Source organism: Rodentibacter pneumotropicus DSM 21403 (assembly GCF_000379905.1).
Classification (GTDB): Bacteria; Pseudomonadota; Gammaproteobacteria; order Enterobacterales; family Pasteurellaceae; genus Rodentibacter; species Rodentibacter pneumotropicus.
In genome coordinates this window covers 46401-73227 of record NZ_KB904042.1, presented here as the reverse complement: position 1 = coordinate 73227, position 26827 = coordinate 46401, and the positions used below count along the sequence as shown (strand labels likewise).

The window sequence follows — 26827 nt, the reverse complement described above, 5'->3', positions numbered from 1 at the left end:
GGCTTTTTTTATGCTGAAAGTAATTTATTTGTGGCTAATTGTGCCAAAAAGTTACTTCTATTTTTATATTCCGGATGGGTCGCCACGAAATCATCAATGCGTTTAATTAAAAGGCTAGGCAGTGTTACATTGATTTTTTCAGCCTTGCCCATTAAGTGGGTTAAATCTACATCCACAAAGCTAAATGTAAAGCCTTCATATTCCGGATTTTTTGCGTGTTCTTGTAATGATGTCGGTTGTGGGATTTCCTCGCCATCTTCTAGCATTCCCTCAATATGAAAAGCGATAGCCTCTTTTGCATTAATAAAGGCTTCTTCTAAGGTATCACCGGCAGAAAAACAGCCCGGCACATCCGGTACAATCACGCCGTATGCGTGGTTTTCATCACCCATTTCAATACCAATCGGATATAACATACTTCATTCTCTCCTGTTCGTTAAAGGGGGCTTATAGCCCCGCTTGTTTTAATATTGATTTGGTCGTTTTTATATCTAAATCCTTTCGTGGATGTGGGATAGTGACCCGACCTTTCTTTATTGGATGTTTAAATTGATGATGACTACCACGCGCCCCGACAAAATACCATCCGTCTTTTTCTATTTGCTTTATTAGTGTTTTACTGTCCACCTTTTATTCCTTTTGTTAATTTGTGGGGTTATTATAACCCTATGTTTTTCTTTGTCAATACTTTTGGGGTTATAGGAGTTATGTTTTATTATTTAATTCTTTCATCGTATGCAACGACACATAAGACGATTTCAAACTGCCATACGGTGCTTTGGGTTCAAATAGCACCAACATTTGCGGCTTGTTGTTTTGGTCGGTTTCTTCGCCTGTTTCGTTGTTAATAAACGGAATGCGTGAATTAGTGATATAGACGATTTCTTTTGCATTGCGCACGCACATATCAAACCATTTTGTTGAACCATCCACATTGAGCAACATCACCACTGTTTTATTGTGCAACACACTTTGCTGAATAGCGCGTAATACAAAGGGGAGAGGGTTACTATAAGGCGGATTCATCCAAACATAGCGACCTTTCCAATCGGCGGTTAGCGTGTTTTGTTCCGGCGTGATGAAGTTTTTCACTTTTGTGTTGTGTTCCATGGCGCAAGCGTCTAGATCAAATTTAATATTGAAATAGTATTCAGCGTAATAAAATACCCACCATGGCGTAGCCCATAAATCTTTGTCTGATTTTTTAGTATTAGATTTATTCATTTTTGTTATCCTGTAAATCTGATTGTTTTACAAACACTCCATCAATCATTTTTCCCTTTCGGTCTTTGATTTGGTCGTAGGCGTGTTGAACACAATCCTTAAAGCTCAAATTGTTAAATAATGAAATAATAACTAGATTAATGAAAAATAATTCAAGCCACTCTTTTTGAAATTTCCAACCTTGGTTTATGGGGATTGATATTGCACCTAAATTATGAACTGCTTCCAGTAGTTGTTCTGTAGTTGATGTATCTTCGTATTTGCCATCACGGTATTCATCAATTACATCAGAATTATAGAAACCTATACAGTTTGAGAGTCCAAGCTGTTTACATAAAATAATGGATACGACAAAACAATCCCCAATACTATCTTTCACCATGTCCACTTTATTTTTAGATACACCTGAGCAAAGCTCACCAAATTCTTCCATTAATTTAATAAATTGTTTTTGCGGCGTAGAACCTTCAATTAAATTGCGTTCTTCCGCCCATTGTTCGATATTTTTGATTAGTTGATTCATATTTCCCACCTTAAATAATCCACAAAATCCACATAAACACAGCGATCACTCCGCCTACCATGCCACCGATTAAACCGAGCAACGTTGCCCCTATGCGATCGGTTGTGAGGCGGTTTTCTAGGCGATTTATTTCTTTTGAGAAAAATCGGTTAAGTAGTTTGATGGTTTCGCCCTGCGTTTTGACAAGGCTGACGGTTTGTTGGGATTGCACGGCAAGATCCCAAACTTGCCCTTGTAAATTTTTCAGCTCAATTTGACCGCACTTTTGTGCGTGTTCCTCGGTACGTTTTGCCGTCAAAATACGGTTAATTTGTTTTTGTTTACGTTTTTTCATGCTGTTTTCTCCTATTGAATACGTTGATTTTTATGTAATGCTTTGAGTTTTTGGATATTTCTCGGCACAGGGGCGAGGGCCGCTATCATGTTTTGATTGCGTTTGACTAACTGCACATCGTTATCTTCCAGTTCGAGGGCTGTATATTTATCTATAACTAGCCGTTTATACTTGAATAAATAGTCTAATTTTTGTTCATTTAACGGTGCACAAATCGGGATCAATAACTGTTTTATTTTTTGTTCGATTTTTGAACGGTTACAGTTATTGACACAAGTCCAAGGCGAGCTACGCTCGCTATGGTTTGTGGTTGAGCTACGCTCAACCAAAGACGGATTGAAATCTTTCGGGCGTTTTTTAATAACCCATTTTTTAGGGCGTGAGATCACATTTTTAAGGCTGAAGCGGTTTGCCAACCCAATGATTGATTCGCGCTCTTCGCCGTATTTATTGGCGGGCTTGGTTTCATAATCCAGTTTGATCGGTTGGTCGGCACGTTTGGCAAGTGCGCCGCCTTGAATTTCCATATAAGCCGCGTAATCATTTGCCACACCTGCTGCCGCTTGCGCTTTGCTGATGATTTCATCATCGGCTTGCCCACTGATTAATCGGCGCAATTCACGCCATACAGAAATTGATGCGCCACCGTAGAATTGGAATTGACGAATGCCCCAACGGCTCGCCCACGCACGAACGCGTAATGCGTTGTCGTGTAGGTTTAATGTCGGGTCTTCATCCGACACTTCGCCGGCAAGGGCAAAACCGTCGATATTTTTTGCAATGTATTTGGCAATATAAGCGGTAGCACTGCCTTTGGCTTTATCGCATTCTTCCACTTTGCAACGGTGTTCGGCTGCGCCTTTCTCGTTGCCGTCTAACTCCAAAGCCTTTTGTTTAAACAGGCGGATCACTTCTTCTTTGTGTTCTGCCGGCACATAAGCCAACGAATGCCAGTGCGGCGTGCCATCTTTATGCGGCTCCGCCACGCGCATGCCGTAAAACTTAATGTTGCGTTTAGCAAGCAAGGCACGGAACTGTTGCCATACTTTGTTTAAATATTTTTGCGTATCACGCGGATTCACGCCCGACCATTTTTTATTGCCGTTTCCTGCGTGGAATGAAGACGGCGCGGTAAGGGTGAGGAAAATCGCTTCATTGTTGTTTTCTTCCGCCCATTCTTCCAACCCACGCAAGCGCACCATCATTTCGTTACGGCGCAAAGCGGGATTGGCGGAAGATTTGAGGAACATATCAAAGAGTTCGACTTGTTCTTCGGGGTTGTCGATATTTTCGATAATCATGGCACGCAAGTAATCGTGATTCTTGCGTTGTTGAAGTTGCCATTCTTGAAAACTTTGATTTGAGATGTAACTTGCGGCGTTGGCGCGCACTTCCCCGCAGGCAATGGCGATATGCTCGACCATTCGGCGTTGCGTAGCGCGCATTTGTTTAAACCACCATTTCTCGCAAGTGAGGCGAATTAAGGTGCTATCAATGTTTTCATTTCTAATGCGTTTGTTGTTTTCGATTTTTTCCCAGTGGGGAATTTTAAAACCGGCAGATAGCGCGATTTCACCGCACCACTTATAGAGCTGATAAAAATAACCTTGAATGTCGCCCTCATTGTCGTGTTCAATGCCATTTTTTAAAAAGTGGGTGCAATCAAATTGAAATTGAGTGAATGCGCGGGCGATTTGGTATGCCATCACCTTCAATTTGCTTTCGGTGATTAAATAGAAAGGCAGTTGCTTTTGTTTTTTCGGTGCGCCAAACACTTGAAAGCGAAAACCACTGTAATGCAATTCGTTGTAGTGTTTTGCCAATTCTTCAGGCGTTGGCACGGTGGAAAATTGCACGGCTTGATGCATTTCATCTTTGACGGATAAAATCCATTGTGGCGTATTGATGAACGCTTGAATAAAATCCACGTCCACGTTGTATTGAGCGAAGACTTTTTTAAAACGCACATCTAACATATTGCGCAAATAATCATTGGCGTGGTGGCGTTGTTTATTGCCGAGCGAGAAAGCAATCGACCCATCGTCTTTTACGGAGCGATAGGATTTAATATAGAGTTTGCGGAAATAATCTCGCTGCCGTTGGCGCGGGAGTATTTCAAGTTTCTTTTCGACAAACTCAAAATCGACGGGATTAGTGGCGAACAATTCTAACTGCAACGGCGTATAACGGCTTTCATCAAACGGCAGAAAAGTGCGGTCAAATTTTTGCGCATTTTCTGTCGCTTGATGACGCTCACGCGCAACTACCGCCATGTGTGCTTGTTTGGCGGTGATGTTGTTGTCGCGTTGTTGCTCCCACGTTTGCTGCATGGTTTACTCTTCCCACATTCCTGCGATAGAACCGAGGGCGTTTAGGCGGTCGCATTTGCCGTCTTTCGTCCATCGGCAATCTTCAAAACGGTGATGTGTACTGCCGTCATAAAATGATTGCACTGTGTAACCATAGCCACCCATTAACGGGTAAGGTTCGTTTATCGCAATATTGCTAACATCAGCAAAAATATAGGCTTTTAAACCGTTATTCAGGCGCACCGGTGCGCCTTGTAATGCTTGTTCTAAATCGAATTTGCTCATAAATATGCTATTTATATGAATTAAATTAATGAAGATTGGTAAAAAAATTGCCTAGGCTTGTGCGTAGGTTTCTTGGATTTCCGCAATGCGTTTTACTTCGGCGTGGATTTCTTCCAACTTTTTCGCTACGGCTGAAAGTGCGGTGACATCTTCATCCATTAATTCGCAATAAATCAGCGTATCAACCACGGCGAAAAGAGTTTTGCAGACTTTTCCGCCTACTCGTTCATAGTTACCTTTATCGTTAAGTTCGATTTTGTATAGGATGTAAACGTGGTTTTCGTTTAGCTTGAGTGCGTAACGGTTCGATAATTCGATGATGTGTTCTTGCATAGTTAAATTTCCTCTTTATCTAATTTTATAAATACTAAGCGTGAGCCTGATTTATCCCGTTTTAAATATCTAGGGGTACTCATATTGGCTACGGTTTCGGGGGTAAGATTAAATTTTTTTGCCAGTTGCTTTGCCGTGCCATCACCTAGATTTACATCCCCCCTATATGCCGCATAAATTTGAACTTTTTTACTCATTTTTTGCTTATTAGTGGGCTAATTGTTCGGCTTTCTTTGTGAGATACACGGCGGTATCAAGGGCGGATACCATTTTGTCGTAGATGAAATTGGCTGCCGTTTCGTTTTGTTGGCGTTTGAATTGCTCCCATTTTGTGAAGTAAGAAACATATTTTTTACGCCAACTTCTTGCTGATTTTAGGCAGCCTGTGCGGGTTGCTTGGCTCATGGTTGCCCCCTTGTGTATGGGTCTAATTGGTAAAATGCGCGATGGTTTAATGCGCGTGGAAATTTAAGGCGAATTTCCGTCATCATAATCAGCCCTTTTATCAATTTATCTATGCCGGCGTTGTTGTAATGGCTTAATTTGTCGCCGGTTAAATCGGGACGGTTATAATGTTCTTTCGGCTCAATATCCGCCACGGCTTTTAAAATGCCGCGTTGTTCGTGGGTTAAGTGATTAAAAGCACGTTCGACCGGATATTTGCTCAAATCCATTTGGTGCATCACATCATCGCCGTTTTTAGCTTGAACTAATGGCATTCCGTTTTCTTCATACCATTGTTCAACCGCACTTTTGTTTTCCGAAACGTACATTGCCCGCTCCTTGCTTTTTTATTTCCCGTTTTTGATGTATGCTTGCCCCAAATTGAATAAACTGTTACTTAATTTAAGGAGTTCATACGGTGAGCGATCAGACTGGAAATAAACCTTTATCAGTTCAAGCACAGCTTGATCGGATTCATATTCAGCTTTCTTATCAGGAGCAAGCACTTGCGATAATTCTTGAAGTAATTGGTTCAAATCGCGATTTGGCGCAGGTGTTTGAGCGTGCTTGCTTTGACAAGCTTGACGCCATTGGGCAAAAATCTCCCGAAGTTGCGGATCAGGTTGAGAAGTATCTTTCACACTTACTGAAAAAGATTGCATCTTGATGACGAGCTCTTTGATTTGCTCGTCGTTTAATTGATGTTTTTCGCAATATTCTTGAGCGAAGAATAAATATTGAGATGATTTAGTCATTTTCTTCCCCTTGAGTGTTGTTTGGATTTTTTCTATCTAACCAACCAATGACATCTTTTTTCATCCAGCGTTTTGTTCTGTCATAGTTGAGTGGTTTAGGAAAGTCCTCGTATTTCGTTAAGTAAAAAATTTTTGTTCGCTTACCGATACCCATTGCTTCTAAATCACCAACAGTTAATAGAATTTTTTCAGTCATTGTCTTCCCCTTATAACTAAAATCTTGTTTAAAACTAACCGCACTTTGTGCGGTTTTTTATTCTTGTCTCGCCGCTTGTTTGATGATGGCGATTAAATTCACCAGCACGGATCCCCTTTCCCCTTTTTTCTCTGCGATAGGGAGTTCGCCTGCTGCTCTCATCTTTTGCACCTTACTTAACGAAAGCCCTGAAATCTCGGCATATCTCTTTAAGGTGACGTAAGGCGCGGGGATCTGTACATTTATACAAATTGCATTTTGATTGCTCATTGTCTAAACTCCTTTATCTGTAAATAATGGTATATATTAATATTGTGTCATTTGACACAAATATTATTGATCTGTGTTCATTGAGTTGTCAATAGGTGATTTTGTGTCAAATGAGTTAAGTTTTGAGATGATCGGCGGAAAGGAAGTCATAAACCGAATAGTAAAAGCGTATGGATTTGCAAATAGAAGACTTCTTGCCGAACATTTAGGAATGCCTCACAGCACCTTTGGTACTTGGGCTTCGCGTGGTTTTTTTCCTGCCGAATTAGTTATCCGTTGTGTGAAAGAAACCGGTGCAAGATTGGATTATGTTGCCTTTGGGGAAGAGCCAATTTTTGATAATTCTATGGACTTGAAATATTTTCATTCTATTAAGCTAGAAAATGGAAAATCTTTCATTATGGGGAATAAACCCTTTCTTTTACCGTATTTACCGAATTTAAACAGCCGTGAAAGTTATGACAAAGTTTTTTGTGTTGTGGAAGATCATTACACTTATTTTGCGACTAGCGATTACGGCAACTTGGTTGATGGCGATTATTTCGTCATTGTGGAAAATTCCCACCTTATCCGTTACATCACTGTGTTGCCGGCAGGAAAAATCCGCGTGGACGGCGGCAAATTCAGTTTTGAATGTGAACTTTCGGATATTGATGTGGTGGGAAAGGTGATTTTGAAGATGGAGAAAATTTAAATGTGTTTTTTCTTCAAATTATCAAAACCTAAAACTATATTGCACACAAATTCCAATAATGTAGAAATTGAATACACAACAAGTAACGGCAATTCTAAACAACAGAATGGCGAACTTGTTAATCTAGAATTAGATGGTGACGATGATGTAGGTTTTTATTACGTCCTCACATTAAAACTACCTAACGGAAGAAACAGAAAATTTAAAGAATATCACTTGATTGGAAAAATAAAGTTTAACGGTAAGCGATTTTCTGATCTTCAAGAATTAAAAGAATATATCTCAAAACACTAAGGAGTTAATTATGGCTTACACTTATAAAATGGTTCAAATTCCACCTAATATTGAAGTAAATAAAAAAGAAAAACACAATGCGGCAGCCTATTATTTACAGAATGTTGTAAATCAATACGCTGAAAATGATTGGGAGTTTCTGCGCGTTGATGAAATTGGCGTGCAAGAGAAACCAGGCTGTTTAGGTGCATTATTTGGGCGAAAATCTTTCCCTGTAAACTATTACGTGATTACATTTAGAAAGCCTGTTTAATGGTTTGGCTTAGCATTCAATTAATTTTACTTTATCAACGAGTGGCACCACGTAAACTTCGTGGTGCTTGCCGTTTTACGCCTAGTTGTTCTAATTATGCCATTCTTGCTTTGCAAAAATACGGTTTTTGGAAAGGGTGGAAAATGGCGTTTAATCGTTTAGGACGTTGCAAATATCCGAATGGCGGGGAAGATTTACCATAAATGGCAGTTTGTGTTTGTAAAGACACAAAACTATGGTGTTAGATATGTTAAAAAGATTTCTTAATGATGAATCAAAATCACCTATAAAAGATTTTTTATTATGGTTGGTTGTGTATCCTTTTGTGATTGCATTTGCGGTGGCATGTGCGGCGTTTATTTTTTCGTTTAGTGTGTTTAGAGATGTAAAATTTACGGATTGGGTTAGCTCATTAAGTACATTTATAATAATGTTTCTTACTGCTATAGGGGTAAGTTCTTGGAAAAAACAGAAAATACCTGATTTAAAAAGTAAAGTTGCAAGAAATATCATTGATTTTGATACTCATGCAGTTTTACTTCCCTCTAGAAACTTTAAGTCTATTGATGAAATAAGAGAATACAACATCATCCAATTAAAAATTTACTGGGATATAGAACATAGTTTATCAACTTTATATATGTTTGATACATTGAATGAAAATAAACAAGAAATTGATATTATTTTCAATAATTTATTGGAAGTAATCAATGGCACAACAGATTTAATAAAGAATAGAGGTAATAAATTAGGAATAGACCAATTAGTAGAACTAATAAACGCTAATTATAAGAGTATTTTCCAGAAACAAAAAATTTATTCTATTTAGTTGTAGGAAAAGACAACGTAGTTGGTACAAATGGCTGTTCGTAAAGACACTAAAAACGGGAAATGGCTTGCGGAAGTTTATGTAAACGGCAAGCGATCACGCAAGTGGTTTTTAACCAAAGGTGATGCACTGCGTTTTTATAATCAAGCTAAAGAACAAAGCGAAAGTGCGGTTGATTCTGTTCGTGTTTTAGAATCAAGCGATTTGCCGGCATTAAGTTTTTACGTGCAAGAATGGTTTGATGTTCACGGTAAAACGCTTTCAGATGGTGAGGCACGTTTAACCAAACTTAAAAATTTGTGTGCCAACTTAGGCGACCCGCCCGCGAATGAATTTAATGCGGAAGTGTTTGCGGATTATCGCAAACGCCGCCTTGACGGTGAATTTTCTTTAAACAAAAACAAGCCACCAAAAGAAGCCACGATAAACCGTGAACACGCTTATTTGCGCGCAGTGTTTAATGAGTTGAAATCACTGCAAAAGTGGAAAGGCAATAATCCGCTTGATGGGGTGCGTTTGTTTAAGGAACGAGACACCGAACTGGCGTTTTTATATGAGCGTGATATTTATCGCTTATTGCTTGAGTGCGATAATTCCCGCAACTCTGATTTAGGGCTGATTGTGCGGATTTGTTTGGCGACCGGTGCACGTTGGCGCGAGGCGGAAACGCTGACACAATCACAAGTAATGCCTTATAAAATCACCTTTATTAATACAAAATCAAAGAAAAATCGCACTGTGCCGATTAGTCAAGAATTGTTTGATATGCTGCCGAAAAAACGGGGGCGGTTATTTAAGGATGCGTATGAATCCTTTGAAAATGCGGTGCTTCGTGCTGAAATTGAATTGCCGAAAGGACAACTCACCCACGTTTTGCGCCATACGTTCGCAAGCCATTTTATGATGAACGGGGGGAATATCTTAGTTTTGAAAGAAATCCTCGGACATTCAACAATTGAAATGACAATGCGTTATGCACATTTTGCCCCTTCACATTTAGAAAGTGCGGTTAAATTCAATCCGCTTTCTAATCCTGCGCAGTAAAAAGGGATTGTTTTTCAGAAAATCCCTTGTTCTTTTCCCTCATTTTTAGTGGCGATTGGCTGGCGGTTCTGTCTGATATTTACTTTTATTTGCGATTATTTGCTTTTGTAGGTGTTTGAAATATTGGTAAGTTATTGTTTCTATTGGTTTAGTTATGGTATTTAAAATCCCTCGCCTTTCGAGGCGTGCCAGTTCAAGTCTGGCTTCGGGCACCATCTAATAGCTGCTAACTATTCGCTAAAAAACTTCTTTAATATCCTATTCTTAGGGTCGTTAGCTCAGTCGGTAGAGCAGCGGACTTTTAATCCGTTGGTCGAAGGTTCGAATCCTTCACGACCCACCAAGTATTTATTTTCCTGTAATTCAATTGTAAAAGCCTAGTACTCCTTAACGTTTAACTTTTATCGTTAGGTGAGGAATTATGGACTTATCTTCTTTTTCAAGAAACCTTATATTATTACTGATGCCGTGTGCGTGTGCGTGTGCGTGTGCGTGTGCGTGTGAGGGTGGTCTGTTGTGTCGGGCTGATATGATAATGAGTCCCGGATTTGTTGTAAAGTTTGAGGTATCGGGTCGTTGATTCGCATGGTGATAATTTGTTTGGTTTGGTGTGTTCATTAGTATTTGCCCTCTAAGATAATTTCGCCCTCAAAATAATCGGCGTTACGTCTTTGCCAAAAGGTATCGGTTTTTTCACCGGGTTTTGGATATTTTACTTTCACCATGACAATTTCTCATTATTAAAAATAACACGAAAAATAACCGCACTTTAGGTGGTTTATTGCTAAAGTGCGGTCAAAATCCAACGTATTTTTACTGCCCATCTCCATATTTCTCAAACCAAGCCTGAATTTTGGCTTCGGTTTTCTTTTCGTTGTAGCCCAAGTTTGGGAACAGGTGGAAACGGTAGAAGCAGCGGAAGTAATCCTGCCAAATGCGTTTTTCCTTTTTGAAGTAGTGGGCGAATTCTTCATCGGGGTTGGGGCTTTTTAAATAATCCACGATAAAGTCGCGCAAGTAATAACTTTGATATTCACACACAGGGCGATAAGCACCGAGTGCCGGGGAGGCTTTTTTATTGAGCTCGGGATTTTCAAAAGGAATATCTATGATTAGGCTACTCATCCCTTCACGATTTAGCCAAGAGGAATGAAAATCCGTTTGCAGAAAATAAATGAGGTGTTGTTCGTTGTTTTTTAAATTTTCAGGGTATTGTTTAATGTAAAACCTGCCCCACCACCAAAAATAAATCAGGCGGCGTTTGGCATCAATACGCACAGGACGCCCGTTTGGCAGGCAAAGTAATACAAACCAGAAAATAGGGAAAAGGATGTAGAACCAGCCGTAGTATATTCTATAACCGTGCATTTCTAACATTTCTGCCTTATATAATTCGTATTCATTAGATGCGATAATTTCCCCAAATTTCTGTCGAATCGTGATATGTCTAACCCATCCATTCTCTAATGCCCAATCAACAGAGATAGCTAATTGAATATCTGTAAACATTCCTGTTTGTGTAATGATGTCATTTAATGTTATTGCCGTTACAATAATAAACCAAGGCCAGACTAAAATCGCTTTAAAATAACTGACATTATAACGGGTGATTTCAATCACCCCGTTGCCAAGGGGTTTGACATTTCGTGAAACCATATCCGCGGTGTAGTTTTTCGCGTTCATTAATATTTTCCTTCCAGTACAATTTCACCTTCAAAATAATCGGCGTTACGTTTTTGCTAAAACGTATCGGTTTTTTCACCGGGTTTTGGGTATTTTACTTTCACCATAATAATTTCTCATTATTAAAAATAACACGAAAAATAACCGCACTTTAGGTGGTTTATTGCTAAAGTGCGGTCAAAATCCAACGTATTTTTACTGCCCATCTCCATATTTCTCAAGCCAAGCCTGGATTTTGGCTTGGGTTTTCTTTTCGTTGTAGCCTAAGTTTGGAAAAAGGTGGAAACGGTAGAACCAGCGGAAGTAATCCTGCCAAATACGTTTTTCTTTTTTGAAGTAGTGCGCGAATTCTTCATCGGGATTGGGGCTTTTTAAATAATCCACGATAAAGTCGCGCAAGTAATAACTTTGATATTCACACACAGGGCGATAAGCACCGAGCGCCGGGGAGGCTTTTTTATTGCGCTCGGGATTTTCAAAAGGAATATCCATTATAAGGCTACTCATCCCTTCACGATTTAGCCAAGAGGAATGAAAATCCGTTTGCAGAAAATAAATGAGGCGTTGTTCGTTGTTTTTTAAATTTTCAGGATATTGTTTAATGTAAAACCTGCCCCACCACCAAAAATAAATGAGGCGGCGTTTGGCATCAATACGCACGGGACGCCCGTTTGGCAGGCAAAGGAGTACAAACCAGAAAATAGGGAAAAGGATGTAGAACCAGCCGTAGTAGATCGTATTTGGGTGGAGTTCTAACATCTCATATTTAAATTTTAAATATTCTTCTTGAGTTATAGCTATTCCTGACACTTCCATTCCTCCGGTAACTAATTTCCAAGTATCTTCAATTGCCCAATCAATGGATATAGCCCATTGAATGCTACTATACATTCCAGTTTTATTTATAACATCATGTAGGGTTATAGCTGTCACAATAATAAACCAAGGCCAGACTAAAATCGCTTTAAAATAACTGACATTATAACGGGTGATTTCAATCACCCCATTGCCAAGGGGTTTGACATTGCGTGAAACCATATCCGCGGTGTAGTTTTTCGTGTTCATTAATACTTTCCTTCCAGTACAATTTCACCTTCAAAATAATCGGCGTTACGTCTTTGCCAAAAAGTGTCGGTTTTCTCACCGAGTTTTGGGTATTTTACTTTAATGACAAAAATATCCGTATCGTTAGTTGGGTATCTTTGCGTATTAACCACCTCAATAGATTTATAGCCTCTAAAGCATTTCTCTTCCCAAAGATAAATAAAGGCAGTGCCATTATTTTCTGTTCGTTTCGGGGTGAGATGTTCTTCTTTGCCTTGTAGTGATACCAAGGCTTCATCTGCACTGCCCGGATGTGCGTAGCCATATTGGGTGACACTCACTTCAATTCGGGCGGCATAGCCTTTTTTCTCTAAAAATGCCGGGCAACTGACTTCTAATACCTGCCATTGATTATTTTGGGCGGAAACTGTTAAACCCCACGCGAGGTTATAGTAGGTTTCCATTTCTTTATCAAATAATTTTTTTACTTCTATAAAACGTGGATCATTACTTGGTAAAGCAAGTGATTTTGCTGACATTAACAGAGAATTTAGTTTGGGACGTTCTTTATAATTCCAATAACTCTCCGAATTCCCCCAAAACCCCGTTCTTACCCAAGCCTCATAAGGATTATCCCCAAAAGTGGACACTACCACACTCAGAATCACCAAAGCAGCACCCACAATCCCTAATGCCGGGAATATGCCGGAGACAAAACTGAAGGTTGAGAGCAATGTGCAAATTTCACCGGTGGCTAAAAGCACCGCTGCATCCCGTTTGGCTTTGTCGCCACTGCCGCCCCCTTGTTTGAAATCATTATAAGCAATAATAATCGCCATCACGCCGGCGATGCGCCCGACATTATCAAATGAGATGACCTTATCCCAAATACGGGTGCCGGGCTGTGCCGTTGCGCCGGGAAACGGCAAACCATAGCGCATAGCGGCTTTATTCAGTTTTTGAAAGAGTTTTTCGGTCGCTTGTTCGGCAAGGTCATTTTTTTTGCGTTCAAAGGCTGCCACGATAGCGGATAAATCTGCGGTAACCTGTGCAACCGCCAAGCCGTTTACGCCCTTTTCATCCTTGAGCTCTGTCCATTTTTGAAGGTTTGCGATGGCGGTGATGGAAGCAAGAAAAATACCGGCATAACGTGTATTCGTATTTATCCATTTACTGGCATTGGACTGATCTTGTGCGTCAATATTCATCCATACCGAAAGTATGCGTTCATCACGCCGTTGTAACACTGCTTTCGGTAAATCAATGTGGGTTACCCGCCCGGAGGCGATGGCTTTCATTTGGGCTTTCAGCTCTTCTAGGGCAGTTTTTATGCCGGTCGGTTGTAGCGGGGTTAAACGAAAACCTAATACATTTAAATAGCTGTGATACATTAATGAATTTGTTGCCGTGCGTTGCCATAAATGTAATTGACCGGCAGAAATCTCGCCCAGTAGCACATCAAACCGAATGCGATTAAATTCTATGAGTACGGTGCCGTCTTTTACAATGCTATTGCTTTTATCGCCGATGGAGAGAAGATTTCCAATGTAGTCGCCATAACTTTTCGGTGATTTTTCCAAGTTATCCGGTAAACCTGTTTTGTCATTGAGTTTTGTCTTGGCAAGTCTCAACATTTCGGCTTGTTCACTCATGCCTTTAGCGCGCGTACTTATTCCGCTTTGAGCCGCAATGATGAGTTCCATCATATAGTTCGTAAGGGGATAGAGTTTATTCGGCTGTTTTTGATAATCCAACATGAGACCGTTTATTATTGCCATTTGGGCAATGATAGTGTAATTATCCGCTTGTTCTGCCATGGCTCGGTGGGCTTTGGCGAGATTTATCATCATATCTTCATACTTTGTTGGACGATATTTAAGATATTGCTCCATTTGTCGCCAAGTTTTATTATCGACCGTACCGTCATTGGTTTCTTTTGAAAAAACACGACCGATACCACTGAAGATATGATCGTTCGCTTCACTCAAATAAACATCTTTGAATGTATCCCCTTCCTTATCCGTAAACTCCCGTATAAAACCGTTTAATCGGGTGTGCTTGAGGGGAGTCCCATTCATACAGGTTAATCACCAGATTATGTATGGTCGGTTCGGTGCGTCTAAATTCGGCACAGCTGATACGGTAATAACCTTGGCTGATTTTGCTGTTCCTTGTGAAAACAAAAGTGCGGTCATTTTTCTTGGCATTTCTTACTCTTATAAAAACACTCAAAATTTTAACCGCACTTTTGTTCATTAACTTAATAAATCATCTTTCTCTGAATACTTACTGTCTTCCAACTCGTTCCCCCAACCACCTATAAAGCCACCGGAATGCATGGAGCGTTTCGGGTATTCGTATAAATTTTTATAAGGCACTCGTTTAAACCCCAACGCTCGGTTGAATTCCACACTTTCAATGCTCAAATAACCACTTTTCCAAGTGACTTTCTCATGTATATTGACTTTCATCCTACAAGAGGGCAAGGCTTTGATTTTCGGTGCTTGTTCGGCAAAATATTTTTCAATTTCTTTTTCCAATATTTCATCTTTCGGTAATTTACGGCAGTATAAGCCACCGTCTATCCAACCAAATAAAATCTTTTCTAGGTATTCAAAAATACTCGGGCGGGTTTCCAACGCTTTCATCATACTTGCAATCCGCTCCGGTGGCGTATCGGGATTCATAAAATCCACCAAAAAGCGTTTCAATGTGGCTGCCGAACTTCTTTTATACAGATTTTGATTTAAGGTAAATATCATACCTAGCATAGGTAACCACATGGTGTAATCCGACACCATCATTTGTGAACCTTGCCGAAGGATTTTAATCTTGTGAGGGTACTCATAAGGATGAATCCAAAAGACCACCGCTCCACCCGTATTGATAATATATTCGGGAAACGGGCGCATGAGTTTATTGACTTCCGTTAAATAAAATTTGTTATTCACATAGGTGTAAATAATGCCTCGTTTGCGGTCAAAACGGACTCGTCGTTTGGCTGGCCATAGGCAGTAGATTAAAAATAGAGCATATTTGCCAACAATAAAATACCCCCACCATCTTTCTTCTTTTCGAGTTTTATCTGCCTCAAGTCTATATATTTCTTTCGGTTCACCCCAACGAGTAACATTAGGATCGGAGATTGATTCAACTTTAGAATATTCCTTTTCAAACCACACTGTTGGTTGAAATGCAGCATAAATATAAGTTTTTGTCATTTCTTGGTAACGGGCATCAATAAAATCATAATACCCCCCTCCCATTAGGATTAGTCCAAGTATAATTTTTATCCATCCCCAACGTTTTTCTTTCAATTCAATAGCATTTTCATCGGTTTTTCTAAACCAACGACGCATTAAATGCTGCTCTTTCTTTGTTAATTCATTTTGCATTACTTACTCCGAATAGCCGTCATCTATTGCTTTTTCCATTACGGATTGTGCTTGTTGTTGGATTTCCTTCGTTTTATTTTCAAACACTTCACTCAAATAAACATCCTCAAAGGTGTCGCCTTCCTTATCCGTAAACTCCGCAACAATACGAATATCTTCTGTGTAGATATTATTTTCTGCAAGATAAAATGTGACTTCACTGGGAGTTCCTGCATAAAACCGTTTAATCGGGTGTGCTTGAGGGGAGCCCCATTGATACAGGTTAATGACCAGATTATGTGTGGTTGGTTCTGTGTGCCTAAATTCGGCACAGCTAATACGGTAATAACCTTGGCTGATTTTGCTATTCATTGTGAAAACAAAGTGCGGTCATTTTTCTTGGTATTTATACTGAAAAAATATCTAAAATTTTAACCGCACTTTTACCAAGCGTTAATTTAAATAAAATATAACTATTTCTTATTCCTGTACTTGAGTTTCTGCGTTTTCCATTTATTTGGTTTGGGTGGTTTAGCGCAAGGCTCGACATCCTTTGCTTCATTTCCCCAAGCAATACCGAATCGGTTGTAGTGTAATGAAAGAATCGGATATTCATATAACTGAGGGCAGGGTACGATACCATAGCCCGCTTTGATATTTTCCTCCTGCGAGATAATCTTCATATTTTTAAATTTCCACTTTAATCTCATCCCTTCTTCATAAGTACCCATCTCAAATGCAGGAAGTGCCGTGATATGAGGGGCTTGTTCGGTAAAATAACGTTCAATTTCTTTTTCCAACACTTCGTCTTTCGGTAATTTACGGCAGTATAAGCCACCGTCTATCCAACCAAATAAAATCTTTTCTAGGCATTCAAAAATACTTGGACGGGTTTCCAGTGCTTTCATCATACTTGCAATGCGTTCCGGTGGCGTATGCGGGTTCATAAACTCCACTAAAAACCGTTTAAGTACAGCGCCTTTACTATGTTGGTACATTCTTGGGGAGAGCATAAAAATCATAAATATCATCGGTAACCACATGGTGCGGTCTGACACAATCATTTGTGAGCCGCCTCTAAAATTAGCAAAGTGTTTTGCTTGTTGATACGGATGAACCCAGAAAAATAATGCTCCGCCTACAAATGCAAAATATTCAGGAAACGGGCGCATGAGTTTATTGACTTCCGTTAAATAAAACTTGTTATTCACATAGGTGTAAATAATGCCTCGTTTGCGGTCAAAACGGACTCTGCGTTTGGTTGGCCAGAGGCAGTAGATTAAAAATAGAGCATATTTACCTGCAATAAAATAACCAACCCAAACACCGTTTTTATGGTGATCCCACATTCTAGCCATATATTCATTTTTAGTTTCCCCAAACCTTGTATAATTAGGATTATTATCATCTTCTATACGCGAAAACTCTTTTTGAAAACGGGTTTCAGGTTGAAATGCAAATTTTAGCTCTTGTATCGTAAATGCTTGGTAACGGGGATCAATAAAATCATAATAAATCCAAGTAATAAACAATGGTATAAAGAAAAACTTAATTAATCCCCAACGTTTTTCTTTCAATTCAATAGTATTCTCACCGTTTTTTTTAAACCAACGGCGCATTAAACGCTGCTCTTTCTTTGTTAATTCATTTTGCATCATTTACTCCGAATTACCTTCCTCTATTGCTTTTTCCATCACAGACTGTGCTTGTTGTTGAAGTTCCTTCGTTTTATTTTCAAACACTTCACTCAAATAAACATCCTCAAAGGTGCCGCCTTCCTTATCCGTAAATGTCGCAATAATACGAATTTCATCTATATGAATATTGTTTTCGGCAAGGTAAAAGGTGACTTCGCCGGAAGCGCCTGCATAAAACCGTTTAATCGGGAGTGCCTGAGCGGAACCCCATTGATACAGGTTAATGACCAGATTATGTGTGGTTGGTTCTGTGCGTCTAAATTCGGCACAGCTAATACGGTAATAACCTTGGCTGATTTTGCTGATTTTTAATCCCGATTGAATATCATATTCATAGAGTTCTTTTTCAAAACCTTGACTGATTAAAATATAATCTTCAACTTGTTTATTCATTGGTAGTCCGCCACCTGCAACGGCATCTACCTGACCGGTAGCTAGCAGTTCCAACCTTGCGATGTGTTGCTTGGTTATATCTGCTATTTCCTCGTTAGCTAAAATTGCTGCACGCTGGATTTGATTATTAACATCATCGCGTTTTTCACCCCAATAAAAATAATCTTTTTTACCCCAAAAGCCTTTTTTCACCCAAGTTTCTAATGGTGTGGAACCCCAAAGGAATATTGAAGCCGTAGCTACCAACAAAATAATCCAACCAACAGGACCAAAAGAAGAGAAAACGGGAATCATACCTACCAAGATCATTGCACCGGAAAGTATGATCGCACCGTTCGCTACTATTGATACTTTATCTTCATTCACAATAGCCTCTTGTAACCCACCCCAAGCAATCACCATAGTCAGCACTCCGCCAACCACCGCAGCGCCTGTATAAGCCAGTGCCCGCAGACCAACCAATATTGAGCGAGTTGAAGCGCCGGCAATATTTCTTAACACGCCCATTCCCGCCCCCGGTTTGCCGATTAATTTCAAGGCATACGCCATATCCGCCGTTCCCACCGAAATATCCAGTATTGCTGTGGTTTTGACTATTACCGGGTCTAATGCCAGTCTGCCAGCTGCCGTCCGTGCCAATTTTCTCGGTATGGTTAAGTCATTGTTTAATGACAGTATCCCCGCATAAATCGCCAATACCCCGCTAAATCCATAATAGCGTTCGGTAAGCTGTATGCGGGCTTCCAAATCCCGAATTTCATCGAGGGTAATTCGCCGGTAATTGATTAAGTCTTGTTTGATTTGGCGGAGTTCTTTTTTAATGGCTTTCTTACCGCCATTGCCTCGGCGGTGATTATACTGTCGTGAACGTTCTTCCTTTATCAGCCTGTCTATCTGCTTGTCCGCCACTTCGGCAAAGAAATAATCGGCATTTTTGATTAATCTTTTCTCATCCCAACCATAAATCGCCATCACCTTATCAAACTGTATTTTTCTTAATGCTGCTAAATTCGCCACGGTGCGTCCGCTGTTCAGATACACATGCTCCATACCTCGGAAATAGCCTTGTAATATATTATGCCGTTGCTGGGGAGGAAGTATTTTCATTGCCAACCCGTACACCGCATCGGTTACTTTTTTACTGTGCTCTTTCAGCCACCCCATCGTGGTCGGGGCATTATTGGCAGGTGCCGGTTTATCACTAAACAAATTTTCTAATACTTCAACACCGTCAGCGGTGCATTCTAACCCATAGGTTAAATCCGCCAGTAAACGATAAAATACATAAACACCACGGTCGATACTGTTTTCAGTCGGAGTATAACTAACAATATCACTGGAAATATTGAAAAATTCTTTAAACGATGCACGTTGTGCGAGTTGAACCACTTGCTTCACCAATTTGCCCGCCGGTTTTTCATAACGCTCAAAGGGCTCTTTCAGTAAAGCGGTCATTTTGCTGTTGAATTCATTAATCAGCGCACTTTGTACGCCTTTTTGCTCAATGACCCGTTGTTTTGTTTTAAGCGGATAGGTTTTTCCCCGTACATCATAAGCAATTTTCGGGTCAATAATATTGCCGATAGTTATCGGATAGGCATAACGGGCGTAATAGGCTTTTTGTTTTTCCGTTAGATCAATAATAACTTTTTGTAACTCATGCATTTCACCGACAACATCCTGCAACGCCACCATCAATCCCGTTTCTTGATAATCAGGTAAACCGGCTACAGAGGTGGGGATAGCAGCATAGTTGAGTTTTGTGTACCAACTTTGTGTTTGCTCGGATAAATCATTTGAGTTTTTAGGCGGTTGATATTCCAATACATGTATGTTGAGGTCTTTTAACGGCGCCGAATGTTTTTCCGGCGTGTTAATATTGACCGTTGTCATGACTATCTGTCTTAATTTATCGTCTTTTTCAAAGCGTTCAATGATTTCTGATGACCACATATACTCACTATAAGCAATATCGACAATATCAACATCTTTATCAACAAATACGGTATTGAAACTTTTGATATGAGAAATACAAGGGTAGTTTTTTGTGTCAATTTGACCAAGAGCCCAGTCGCCGTTCGCACCTTGCTCGCCCCATTTGCAAAGTAAAAAGCATGCGTTTAATCCGGCATTTTGACCGGTGCTCAATTGCTCAAATTCGCTTGCGCTATTGGTGTCATCATTGTTGGTCACATAGCGAAATACCAGCCATTTTCCTTTATCATCGGTAGAAAATAAACGGTGTTTGGTATGGGCATAGATATAGACAAAACCTTGGCGGAGTTGCATCAGTGAGTGTTCCGATGATTGCCCGATACCGGCAGGTGCAGTCTCAGTTAAGGCCTTGATGTTTCCCGCACCGGCTTTTGCTAAATAATCAATACTTAATCCATAACGTACAGGATAAAGGGGGATAATCGGTAATTCACATTTGCTGTGTCCGTCTGACAATTCTTGAGCGGCTTGATTGATTTTGGCCGCATCAAGCTTCATTTTAGGTTTAGTTTGTTTGGTCTGTTTGCTATTTTTCATCTTTATTTTCTTTCTCAATGAGATTATTCATTAGCGTTTCAAGTAAGTTTGTCGTTGAAAACTGTGTTTTTTGCCAGAGCTCTTCAAGCAAGGTGAAATAATTCAATTCATTATTTTCAGCAATTAAACGACCGACTAAATAAAACCAATATTCACGTTGGGATTGTGCTATGTTGCGTGATTTAGCCTCTTCTAACCACTTATCAATGATATCTAAATCAACTTCGTCAAAATAGTCTAACGCCATATTTTTTAATGTCGATTTTGTATTGAGCCATTTACTGCGTTCAAAAGCGTTCCGCTCTACTTCGCCTAACTCAATCTTCGCAGGTTGTGTATTTTCCAGTAACGGGTTTAAATTAAAGCAAATAAACTCGTACTCCACCCGCAAGCCAAAGGCTTCAATGATTTGTTCTTGCGTTGGGCTTGTCGGTGTTGTGTCGTCTTTTTCTGCCTGCCCGTTTTCTTTTATGTCGGTTTTCACGCCAAACAGTGCTGCCAACTGGGCGGGATAATGGGTCAGTTGTGGTAGATAACGATTCAGGACCAACGGGTCGTAGAATCGGAAGAAGTACCATTTTTCTGCTTTGGGGTCGTAAAGATGTGTCCATTTTCGTAGATGGTGATAAACCTCATCAAAGGATTTTCGGCTTTTAATAAAAATCACCGGATTAATTGCCCAGTGGCTAAACACCTTGCTGTCACTTTTTCGGAAAAGGCGTTGTAAGAATGCCACGGTTTCTTGTTGATAAGGGTCAAACTCTAAGAGATAAGGGGCTTGGTCTTCAAGCATTTGCCCGACTTTGCCGGTATAGAGGTTTTCAAGTCGTCCGGCGGATTCAAGGCGGGAAGGAAAGCTGACGGCTTTGGCACAATCGACCACGGCGTAAAAGTGCGGTGGATTTTGGGGCTGTTTTTCCTTTTCTTCTCTTTCTTCTTCCTTCTCTTTTTCTTTCTTATGAGCCGCTTGATTTAGGATGTTGTGGTATTCGCCTAATCCCTCAAAATCCGCAAAGAAACTTGACCGCACTTCATCAGGCAATACCGTAGGCGCAATAAATTCGGTAAAGGGGGTAAAGTGCACGGAATGTTGATTTAGATAGGATTCAACATTTTGTCCGTGTTGTTCGCCTTCCTCTTGCGTATATAAACAGAGTAGAGGAGTGCTTGTTGAAATCTGCTGTGCTGCACGCCAAAGTTTGGCATCAAAACCGTGTCGGGTGAACCAAGTTTGAATGGGGAGCGGGGCGAGTTGAGCCTGTCCGTCAAGTTGATTGTCGGCAAGGTAAGTCTGAATTTGTTGGTAATAATCCTCGGTATCGTCGGCAAGACAAAGCAGGAATGCCGTGCGTGTGAGGGGGGGCTGCTGTGTCGGGCTGAGATGATAATGGGTCAGCCGGATTTGTGGTGAGGTTTGAGGTATCAGGTCGTTGATTCGCATGGTGATAATTTGTTTGGTTTTGAATGAAAATGAAGGTTAAAGTGCGGTAGATTTTCGCATTGTTTTAAATTAAAAAATACCCAATCAATTGACCGCACTTTAACCTCACGATTAAACAGCTAAACAGCTAAACAGCTAAACAGCTAAACAGCTAAACAGCTAAACAGCTAAACAGCTAAACAGCTAAACAGCTTAGTTTTTCTCGGCTTCTTTTTTCTTATTTTTCATGGCTTCACATACCTGACAAAGTTCTTCTCCCTTATTGGCTAAAAAAGAAAGGGTTTCAATTTTATCCGGTGCACCGCCGGTGGTGACTAAATCGCCTTTGACGGTGACTTTGCCTTTAAGGGTAATCCCTTTGCCGTCAATAATAATGGTTCCAGCGGGACCGGCAAGACGCATTTTCGTCTCTGCATCCATCTTGGCATGTTTGGTATGATGTTTTAATAATTGCCCCACTTCAAGTTGTGCTTTGCGTTGAACAATATGCTTATAGTCCCGACCGGTTGTTGCCGCTTGGTTTGCATAGATATCCATGGCGAGATGGTTCCCAATATTGAGCACCTCATCTTTTTCAATCTTGGTCATCCGATTACGATTGATTTTATTGGTTTGGTCACGCCCGACGGTTAAGGATTCATCCTGCCCGACGGTTTCCGTGCGGTTGTTGCCGATATGGATGGTTTCATCATGTCCGACTTGTTCGGAACGGTCGTGACCGATTTGGGTGGTCTCATCATTTTTCACCACATTATTTTGGTCCCGTTCGGCATGAATAAACACTTCTTCTTGACCGTTTTCGTCTTCAAAACGCAGTTCATTAAAGCCATTGCCTTTATGGGTTTTGGATTTAATGGTCATCCGGGTTTTATGTTCGGGTAAGGCATAAGGCGGTTCGGTCGTACTGTGATAGGTTCGACCGATAATCACCGGTTGGTCCGGGTCGCCTTCTAAGAAATCGACAATGACTTCATGCCCGATACGGGGAATGGCAATATGGCCGAACTGAGCGCCTGCCCAACCTTGGCTCACCCGAATCCAACAAGAGCTGTGTTCGTTGTTTTGTCCTTCCCGATCCCAAGGGAACTGGACTTTGACCCGTCCCCATTCATCACAGTAAATCTCTTCATCGGCAGGACCGACCACATGGGCTGTGTGCGAGCCTTCCACCACCGGTCGGGGTTGGGGAGTCGGACGCCATTGGGTGGTACTTGGAATGAGTTTAATGCGGTTTTCATAACGATTGCCGTCTTCCCCGGCTTCTTCTTCCAATACGCCGGGTTGCCACCCGTAATGCTCGACACTCACAATGAGCCAATCACGATTAAAGGCATCACGGGAATGACCGGTTAAGCCAAACACATAGCCGGGCTGAACGCGTAAATCATCACTGTGGGCAAAGGCGAGTTCTGCCTCACGGCGTTCGTAGTCTAAACGGTATTGGGTAAAGGGTTTACCTTGCGCATCCCGCTTATAGCGTCCCGGGTAGTCATAACGCTCATATTGTCCTTGATGATTTTCGCCAAGCTCATTGGTCTTTTGTACGATAGCCTGATGTTCTTGATTATAGCGGGGATTAGTGAAGGTGTAGTCACGTAAGGTTTGGAGGGTTGAGCTGAGTTTTTCTTCGTAGGCCCAATGCCATATTGCGGCTTCAGGGCGTTCCCCGGCAGGCATGGCGTTATAAATCAGGTCGCCTTTTTTGAGGGAAAGGGCGGTACTATTGGCGAAATGAAGGATATGGTTTTCTTTTGTATGCTCAAAATAGTAATAAGTTCCTTCCTCCGCCGCCAATCGTTCAATAAAATTTAAATCGGTTTCGCGGTATTGTACGCAGTATTCTCGGGTCCAATAGGGCGTTTGCAGATGGAATTGGTTTTGTGGCGTATGATTTTTTTGAAGGAGGGTTTCGATAATTTTTTGGCTGTCTTGCTGTTGGAAGATACGCAAATCGCTTTGTAAATTTGCACGGCAAAGAGAAGGTTCAATTACCATGCGATACCGAGTACGGGAAAAGCCGGTTTCCCCTTGATTAAAGCTTGTTACGATACCGTTCACATGGCGAATTGCTTGCTCGCCTTGCCAAAAGGTGAGTGTGGCGTTGTGGTCGATAATGGTGAAGAAATCAGGTTCGGCACCAGAGCTTGCAACATCCAGTTCTAGGTGGAATAGGGAAGAAAGTTGTTCTTTTAACACGAAACGAACGACATCAAATTGGATATGCTCGTTTACGGTGAGACTGTAGCGATAATCTGATTGTACTGCCATGGGATATTCCTATAAAGATACGGTTTTAACCAGGTTTATATAATTTCAGTTTTTAAATTTATGTCTCAGCTTTAACAAGAGATTGAGAGGCTATAAGTTCAGCGCCACAAGCGGTTTTCATACCTTCTAATGCTACCCCTCTACCATTAGCTGACATTTTAGATGAACTTTCGGCAATAGGAAAATTGCCTTTACACTTGGGGCAAGCAACGAGATCACCTTGTAACGCAATGTTTTTACCTCCTGCTGTCATAGAGTGTGAGCCTTGTAGGACCGTTCCTCCGTGAGTGGTTTTGTCTCCAATCACAATCACGTAACGAGCTGACATACCTTACCTTCTCCTGTTTGTAAAGTTTATTTTGAACATTCTAAACTAAAATACTTAAATTTTCTCAAGTAATTTCATTTTTGTTGGAAAATTAAATTTTTATAGTAAAGGCATAGCTGAATTTGTGTATATTTTTATAATGAACATTTTAGTTTGTGCTATATTGATTTCTAGCATTGATTTAGTTATAGGGATTTTCTATAATCGTACCATTTCTATACAAACAGTGTCGTATCACAGCTTCTAACAATCGGAATGTTGTTTACTATCAAAGAGGATTTTATATGTCAAAAACAGGTTCTGTCGCACCAAAAGAGCGAATTAATATTAAATACACTCCAGCTACCGAGGGGCAGACTGAGGAAGTTGAGTTACCCTTGAAACTTCTTGTAACGGGTGATTTTAAAGGTTCTACTGAAGAGCTAAGCCTTGAAGAAAGAGAAACAATTTCTATTGATAAACATAATTTTGATGCGGTAATGGAACAATCAAATTTAACGATTGATGTCGTTGTTCCAAACCGTCTAGAAGAAAATAGTGAAAATCAAGATATTGCGGTAAATCTTAAGATTGAGAGCATGTCTGATTTCTCTCCGGACAATATTGCGAAGAAGGTTCCTCAATTGAATAAGCTTTTAGAATTGAGAGAGGCATTGCTTGCTTTGAAAGGACCAATGGGAAATATTCCTGCATTTAGAAATAAATTACAGGAGCTAATTGCAGATCCAGATGCAAGAGAGTCATTAGAAAAAGAATTAGCTATCATTTTAGAAAAAGAATAGGGTAGGACTTATGGTTGCGAAAAATCAAACAGCAAACGCTGATAAGAACATCCAGGCAACAAGCTTGCTTGATCAAGTAATGGAGCAGACTCGCTTTAAACCTGATAATGAGGATTATAGTATTGCTCAGCGTGGGATTGCTGAATTTATCTCTGAAATGTTGAAATCAGATAATGCGGACACTGTTGTAAATAAAAACTTAATTGATGAAATGATTGTCCGCCTAGATGAAAAAATTAGTCATCAAGTGGATGAAATTCTGCACAATGAAAAATTCCAAGAAATAGAATCAGCTTGGCGCGGCCTAAAATTACTTGTTGATCGTACTGATTTTCGTGAGAATATCAAAATTGAACTATTAAATGTGAGCAAAGAGGAATTGCTTGACAATTTTGAATATGCGACAGATATCACACAAAGCGGATTATATAAACATGTTTATTCTGCTAACTATGGACAATTTGGCGGTGAACCCGTTGCTGCTATAGTAGGTAACTATACATTTACTCCGTCTACTCCAGATATTAAATTGTTAAAATATGTGTCTTCTGTTGGCGCTATGTCTCATGCTCCATTTATTTCTGCTGCTGGACCAGAATTCTTTGGTTTAGACAGCTATGCTTCTTTATCTGAAATTAAAGAAGTTAAAGATATTTTTGAAGGGCCTCGTTATGCTAAATGGAGAGCTTTGAGAGAGTCGGAAGATTCTAAATATCTATCCTTAACTATGCCGCGTTTCCTATCTAGATTACCTTATGATCCGATTGAGAATCCTGTAAAAACCTTTAATTATCAAGAGGGAATTAACGGTAAACATAGTAACTACCTATGGAGTAATGTTGCGTTCTTAATGGCTTCAAAAGTAACAGATAGTTTCGCAAAATATCGTTGGTGTCCAAATATTATTGGTCCACAAAGTGGTGGTGCAGTTGAAGATCTCCCTGTGCACTTATTTGAGTCATTTGGCCAACTTCAAGCTAAGATTCCGACAGAAGTATTAATTACGGATCGTAAAGAGTTTGAGTTAGCCGATGAAGGTTTTATTCCTTTGACGATGCGTAAAGGAAGTGATAATGCTGCATTTTTCTCTGCAAACTCAGTGCAGAAACCGAAAAAATTCCCTAATACAGAGGAAGGAAAAGCGGCTGAAACAAACTATAAATTGGGTACACAGCTTCCATATATGTTTATTGTGAACCGTTTAGCACACTATTTGAAGGTTCTACAACGAGAGCAAATTGGTTCTTGGAAAGAACGTCAAGATCTTGAAAGGGAACTTAATGTGTGGTTGAAACAGTATGTTTCTGACCAAGAAAACCCTCCGGCAGAAGTTCGTAGCCGTCGTCCTTTACGTTCTGCAAAAGTAGAAGTTTCAAGTGTAGCAGGTGAGCCGGGGTGGTATAAAGTTTCTTTATCAGTTAGACCTCACTTTAAATATATGGGCGCAAGTTTTGATCTTTCTCTTGTTGGCCGCTTAGATATTGATAGTAATAAGTAG

The 26827-nt window shown here is 40.3% G+C and carries 32 protein-coding genes and 1 tRNA gene; 9 read left to right on the top strand and 24 right to left on the bottom strand.

The window, feature by feature from the left end; genetic code table 11:
- Nucleotides 1-8 precede the first annotated feature (8 nt).
- The 14 genes from A3GE_RS0103110 to A3GE_RS0103045 form a co-directional block, all read right to left on the bottom strand.
- The gene (locus A3GE_RS0103110; RefSeq protein WP_018355819.1) at nucleotides 9-416 is read right to left on the bottom strand and encodes a type II toxin-antitoxin system HicB family antitoxin; all 408 of its coding nucleotides are present in this window, start codon (nucleotides 414-416) and stop codon (nucleotides 9-11) included.
- Nucleotides 417-447: 31 nt separating this feature from the next.
- Nucleotides 448-627: a type II toxin-antitoxin system HicA family toxin gene (locus tag A3GE_RS0103105; protein ID WP_018355818.1), complete on the bottom strand. Its 180-nt coding sequence runs from the start codon at nucleotides 625-627 to the stop codon at nucleotides 448-450.
- A gap of 78 nt (nucleotides 628-705) precedes the next feature.
- The gene (locus tag A3GE_RS0103100; RefSeq protein WP_018355817.1) at nucleotides 706-1224 is read right to left on the bottom strand and encodes a phage N-6-adenine-methyltransferase; all 519 of its coding nucleotides are present in this window, start codon (nucleotides 1222-1224) and stop codon (nucleotides 706-708) included.
- On the bottom strand, nucleotides 1217-1747 hold the full coding sequence (locus tag A3GE_RS0103095; RefSeq protein ID WP_018355816.1) for a MazG-like family protein: 531 nt from the start codon (nucleotides 1745-1747) through the stop codon (nucleotides 1217-1219). Before A3GE_RS0103095 ends, A3GE_RS0103100 begins: the two co-directional genes overlap by 8 nt.
- 10 nt (nucleotides 1748-1757) lie before the next feature.
- On the bottom strand, nucleotides 1758-2081 hold the full coding sequence (locus tag A3GE_RS0103090; RefSeq protein ID WP_018355815.1) for a hypothetical protein: 324 nt from the start codon (nucleotides 2079-2081) through the stop codon (nucleotides 1758-1760).
- Between the two features lie 11 nt (nucleotides 2082-2092).
- The gene (locus A3GE_RS0103085) at nucleotides 2093-4411 is read right to left on the bottom strand and encodes a replication endonuclease (protein WP_018355814.1); all 2319 of its coding nucleotides are present in this window, start codon (nucleotides 4409-4411) and stop codon (nucleotides 2093-2095) included.
- A gap of 3 nt (nucleotides 4412-4414) precedes the next feature.
- Nucleotides 4415-4675: a hypothetical protein gene (locus A3GE_RS0103080; protein WP_018355813.1), complete on the bottom strand. Its 261-nt coding sequence runs from the start codon at nucleotides 4673-4675 to the stop codon at nucleotides 4415-4417.
- A gap of 51 nt (nucleotides 4676-4726) precedes the next feature.
- On the bottom strand, nucleotides 4727-5008 hold the full coding sequence (locus tag A3GE_RS0103075) for a hypothetical protein (protein ID WP_018355812.1): 282 nt from the start codon (nucleotides 5006-5008) through the stop codon (nucleotides 4727-4729).
- A gap of 2 nt (nucleotides 5009-5010) precedes the next feature.
- On the bottom strand, nucleotides 5011-5205 hold the full coding sequence (locus tag A3GE_RS0103070) for a hypothetical protein (protein WP_018355811.1): 195 nt from the start codon (nucleotides 5203-5205) through the stop codon (nucleotides 5011-5013).
- A gap of 10 nt (nucleotides 5206-5215) precedes the next feature.
- Nucleotides 5216-5413 carry a hypothetical protein gene (locus A3GE_RS0103065; RefSeq protein WP_018355810.1) on the bottom strand — a complete coding sequence of 66 codons (198 nt, stop codon included), beginning with the start codon at nucleotides 5411-5413 and terminating at the stop codon, nucleotides 5216-5218.
- The gene (locus A3GE_RS0103060; protein WP_018355809.1) at nucleotides 5410-5781 is read right to left on the bottom strand and encodes a hypothetical protein; all 372 of its coding nucleotides are present in this window, start codon (nucleotides 5779-5781) and stop codon (nucleotides 5410-5412) included. Before A3GE_RS0103060 ends, A3GE_RS0103065 begins: the two co-directional genes overlap by 4 nt.
- 18 nt (nucleotides 5782-5799) lie before the next feature.
- The gene (locus A3GE_RS0103055; protein WP_018355808.1) at nucleotides 5800-6207 is read right to left on the bottom strand and encodes a hypothetical protein; all 408 of its coding nucleotides are present in this window, start codon (nucleotides 6205-6207) and stop codon (nucleotides 5800-5802) included.
- Complete coding sequence (locus A3GE_RS0103050; protein ID WP_018355807.1) at nucleotides 6200-6403, bottom strand: hypothetical protein; 204 nt, start codon at nucleotides 6401-6403, stop codon at nucleotides 6200-6202. Before A3GE_RS0103050 ends, A3GE_RS0103055 begins: the two co-directional genes overlap by 8 nt.
- 57 nt (nucleotides 6404-6460) lie before the next feature.
- On the bottom strand, nucleotides 6461-6673 hold the full coding sequence (locus A3GE_RS0103045) for a hypothetical protein (RefSeq protein WP_018355806.1): 213 nt from the start codon (nucleotides 6671-6673) through the stop codon (nucleotides 6461-6463).
- 127 nt (nucleotides 6674-6800) lie between these two features.
- On the opposite strand from A3GE_RS0103045, the gene A3GE_RS0103040 reads away from it, so the two are divergent.
- The 6 genes from A3GE_RS0103040 to A3GE_RS0103005 all read left to right on the top strand — a co-directional run bounded on the left by A3GE_RS0103040 (nucleotide 6801) and on the right by A3GE_RS0103005 (nucleotide 10130).
- Entirely contained in the window at nucleotides 6801-7367 is a 567-nt protein-coding gene (locus A3GE_RS0103040) for a helix-turn-helix domain-containing protein (protein WP_033259678.1), read from the top strand.
- Nucleotides 7368-7671: 304 nt separating this feature from the next.
- Nucleotides 7672-7914: a hypothetical protein gene (locus A3GE_RS0103030; RefSeq protein ID WP_018355803.1), complete on the top strand. Its 243-nt coding sequence runs from the start codon at nucleotides 7672-7674 to the stop codon at nucleotides 7912-7914.
- Nucleotides 7914-8117 carry a membrane protein insertion efficiency factor YidD gene (gene yidD, locus A3GE_RS0103025; RefSeq protein WP_018355802.1) on the top strand — a complete coding sequence of 68 codons (204 nt, stop codon included), beginning with the start codon at nucleotides 7914-7916 and terminating at the stop codon, nucleotides 8115-8117. Before A3GE_RS0103030 ends, yidD begins: the two co-directional genes overlap by 1 nt.
- 44 nt (nucleotides 8118-8161) lie before the next feature.
- Entirely contained in the window at nucleotides 8162-8743 is a 582-nt protein-coding gene (locus A3GE_RS0103020) for a hypothetical protein (RefSeq protein WP_018355801.1), read from the top strand.
- 30 nt (nucleotides 8744-8773) lie between these two features.
- Nucleotides 8774-9787: a site-specific integrase gene (locus A3GE_RS0103015; RefSeq protein ID WP_018355800.1), complete on the top strand. Its 1014-nt coding sequence runs from the start codon at nucleotides 8774-8776 to the stop codon at nucleotides 9785-9787.
- Between the two features lie 267 nt (nucleotides 9788-10054).
- Nucleotides 10055-10130, top strand: a tRNA-Lys gene (locus A3GE_RS0103005).
- A 470-nt stretch (nucleotides 10131-10600) separates the two neighbouring features.
- On the opposite strand, the gene A3GE_RS0102995 is transcribed toward A3GE_RS0103005, so the two are convergent.
- The 3 genes from A3GE_RS0102995 to A3GE_RS12335 all read right to left on the bottom strand — a co-directional run bounded on the left by A3GE_RS0102995 (nucleotide 10601) and on the right by A3GE_RS12335 (nucleotide 14592).
- Nucleotides 10601-11470, bottom strand: coding sequence for a hypothetical protein (locus A3GE_RS0102995; RefSeq protein ID WP_018355797.1), 870 nt, complete (start codon nucleotides 11468-11470; stop codon nucleotides 10601-10603).
- A gap of 195 nt (nucleotides 11471-11665) precedes the next feature.
- Nucleotides 11666-12535: a hypothetical protein gene (locus A3GE_RS0102990; protein WP_018355796.1), complete on the bottom strand. Its 870-nt coding sequence runs from the start codon at nucleotides 12533-12535 to the stop codon at nucleotides 11666-11668.
- Nucleotides 12535-14592: a hypothetical protein gene (locus A3GE_RS12335; protein WP_018355795.1), complete on the bottom strand. Its 2058-nt coding sequence runs from the start codon at nucleotides 14590-14592 to the stop codon at nucleotides 12535-12537. Before A3GE_RS12335 ends, A3GE_RS0102990 begins: the two co-directional genes overlap by 1 nt.
- 19 nt (nucleotides 14593-14611) lie before the next feature.
- On the opposite strand from A3GE_RS12335, the gene A3GE_RS12330 reads away from it, so the two are divergent.
- Complete coding sequence (locus tag A3GE_RS12330) at nucleotides 14612-14773, top strand: hypothetical protein (RefSeq protein WP_018355794.1); 162 nt, start codon at nucleotides 14612-14614, stop codon at nucleotides 14771-14773.
- Here the strand turns inward: A3GE_RS12330 and A3GE_RS12325 are convergent.
- From A3GE_RS12325 to A3GE_RS0102945, 7 genes are all read right to left on the bottom strand, one after another.
- A complete protein-coding gene (locus A3GE_RS12325) occupies nucleotides 14770-15909 on the bottom strand; it encodes a hypothetical protein (RefSeq protein WP_018355793.1) in 1140 nt (379 codons plus the stop codon). The genes A3GE_RS12330 and A3GE_RS12325 overlap by 4 nt on opposite strands.
- A gap of 3 nt (nucleotides 15910-15912) precedes the next feature.
- Nucleotides 15913-16260 (bottom strand): hypothetical protein, encoded by a 348-nt coding sequence (locus A3GE_RS0102970; protein WP_018355792.1) that lies wholly within the window; start codon nucleotides 16258-16260, stop codon nucleotides 15913-15915.
- A 101-nt stretch (nucleotides 16261-16361) separates the two neighbouring features.
- Nucleotides 16362-17543: a hypothetical protein gene (locus A3GE_RS11695; RefSeq protein WP_018355791.1), complete on the bottom strand. Its 1182-nt coding sequence runs from the start codon at nucleotides 17541-17543 to the stop codon at nucleotides 16362-16364.
- A 3-nt stretch (nucleotides 17544-17546) separates the two neighbouring features.
- Nucleotides 17547-20510: a toxin VasX gene (locus tag A3GE_RS0102960; protein ID WP_018355790.1), complete on the bottom strand. Its 2964-nt coding sequence runs from the start codon at nucleotides 20508-20510 to the stop codon at nucleotides 17547-17549.
- The gene (locus tag A3GE_RS0102955) at nucleotides 20500-21951 is read right to left on the bottom strand and encodes a DUF4123 domain-containing protein (protein ID WP_018355789.1); all 1452 of its coding nucleotides are present in this window, start codon (nucleotides 21949-21951) and stop codon (nucleotides 20500-20502) included. Before A3GE_RS0102955 ends, A3GE_RS0102960 begins: the two co-directional genes overlap by 11 nt.
- A gap of 192 nt (nucleotides 21952-22143) precedes the next feature.
- On the bottom strand, nucleotides 22144-24219 hold the full coding sequence (locus A3GE_RS0102950; RefSeq protein WP_018355788.1) for a type VI secretion system Vgr family protein: 2076 nt from the start codon (nucleotides 24217-24219) through the stop codon (nucleotides 22144-22146).
- Between the two features lie 58 nt (nucleotides 24220-24277).
- Complete coding sequence (locus A3GE_RS0102945) at nucleotides 24278-24547, bottom strand: PAAR domain-containing protein (RefSeq protein ID WP_018355787.1); 270 nt, start codon at nucleotides 24545-24547, stop codon at nucleotides 24278-24280.
- A gap of 284 nt (nucleotides 24548-24831) precedes the next feature.
- Between A3GE_RS0102945 and tssB the strand changes: the two genes are divergently transcribed.
- Both tssB and tssC read left to right on the top strand, forming a co-directional pair.
- Entirely contained in the window at nucleotides 24832-25329 is a 498-nt protein-coding gene (tssB, locus tag A3GE_RS0102940; protein ID WP_018355786.1) for a type VI secretion system contractile sheath small subunit, read from the top strand.
- A gap of 10 nt (nucleotides 25330-25339) precedes the next feature.
- On the top strand, nucleotides 25340-26827 hold the full coding sequence (tssC, locus tag A3GE_RS0102935; RefSeq protein WP_018355785.1) for a type VI secretion system contractile sheath large subunit: 1488 nt from the start codon (nucleotides 25340-25342) through the stop codon (nucleotides 26825-26827).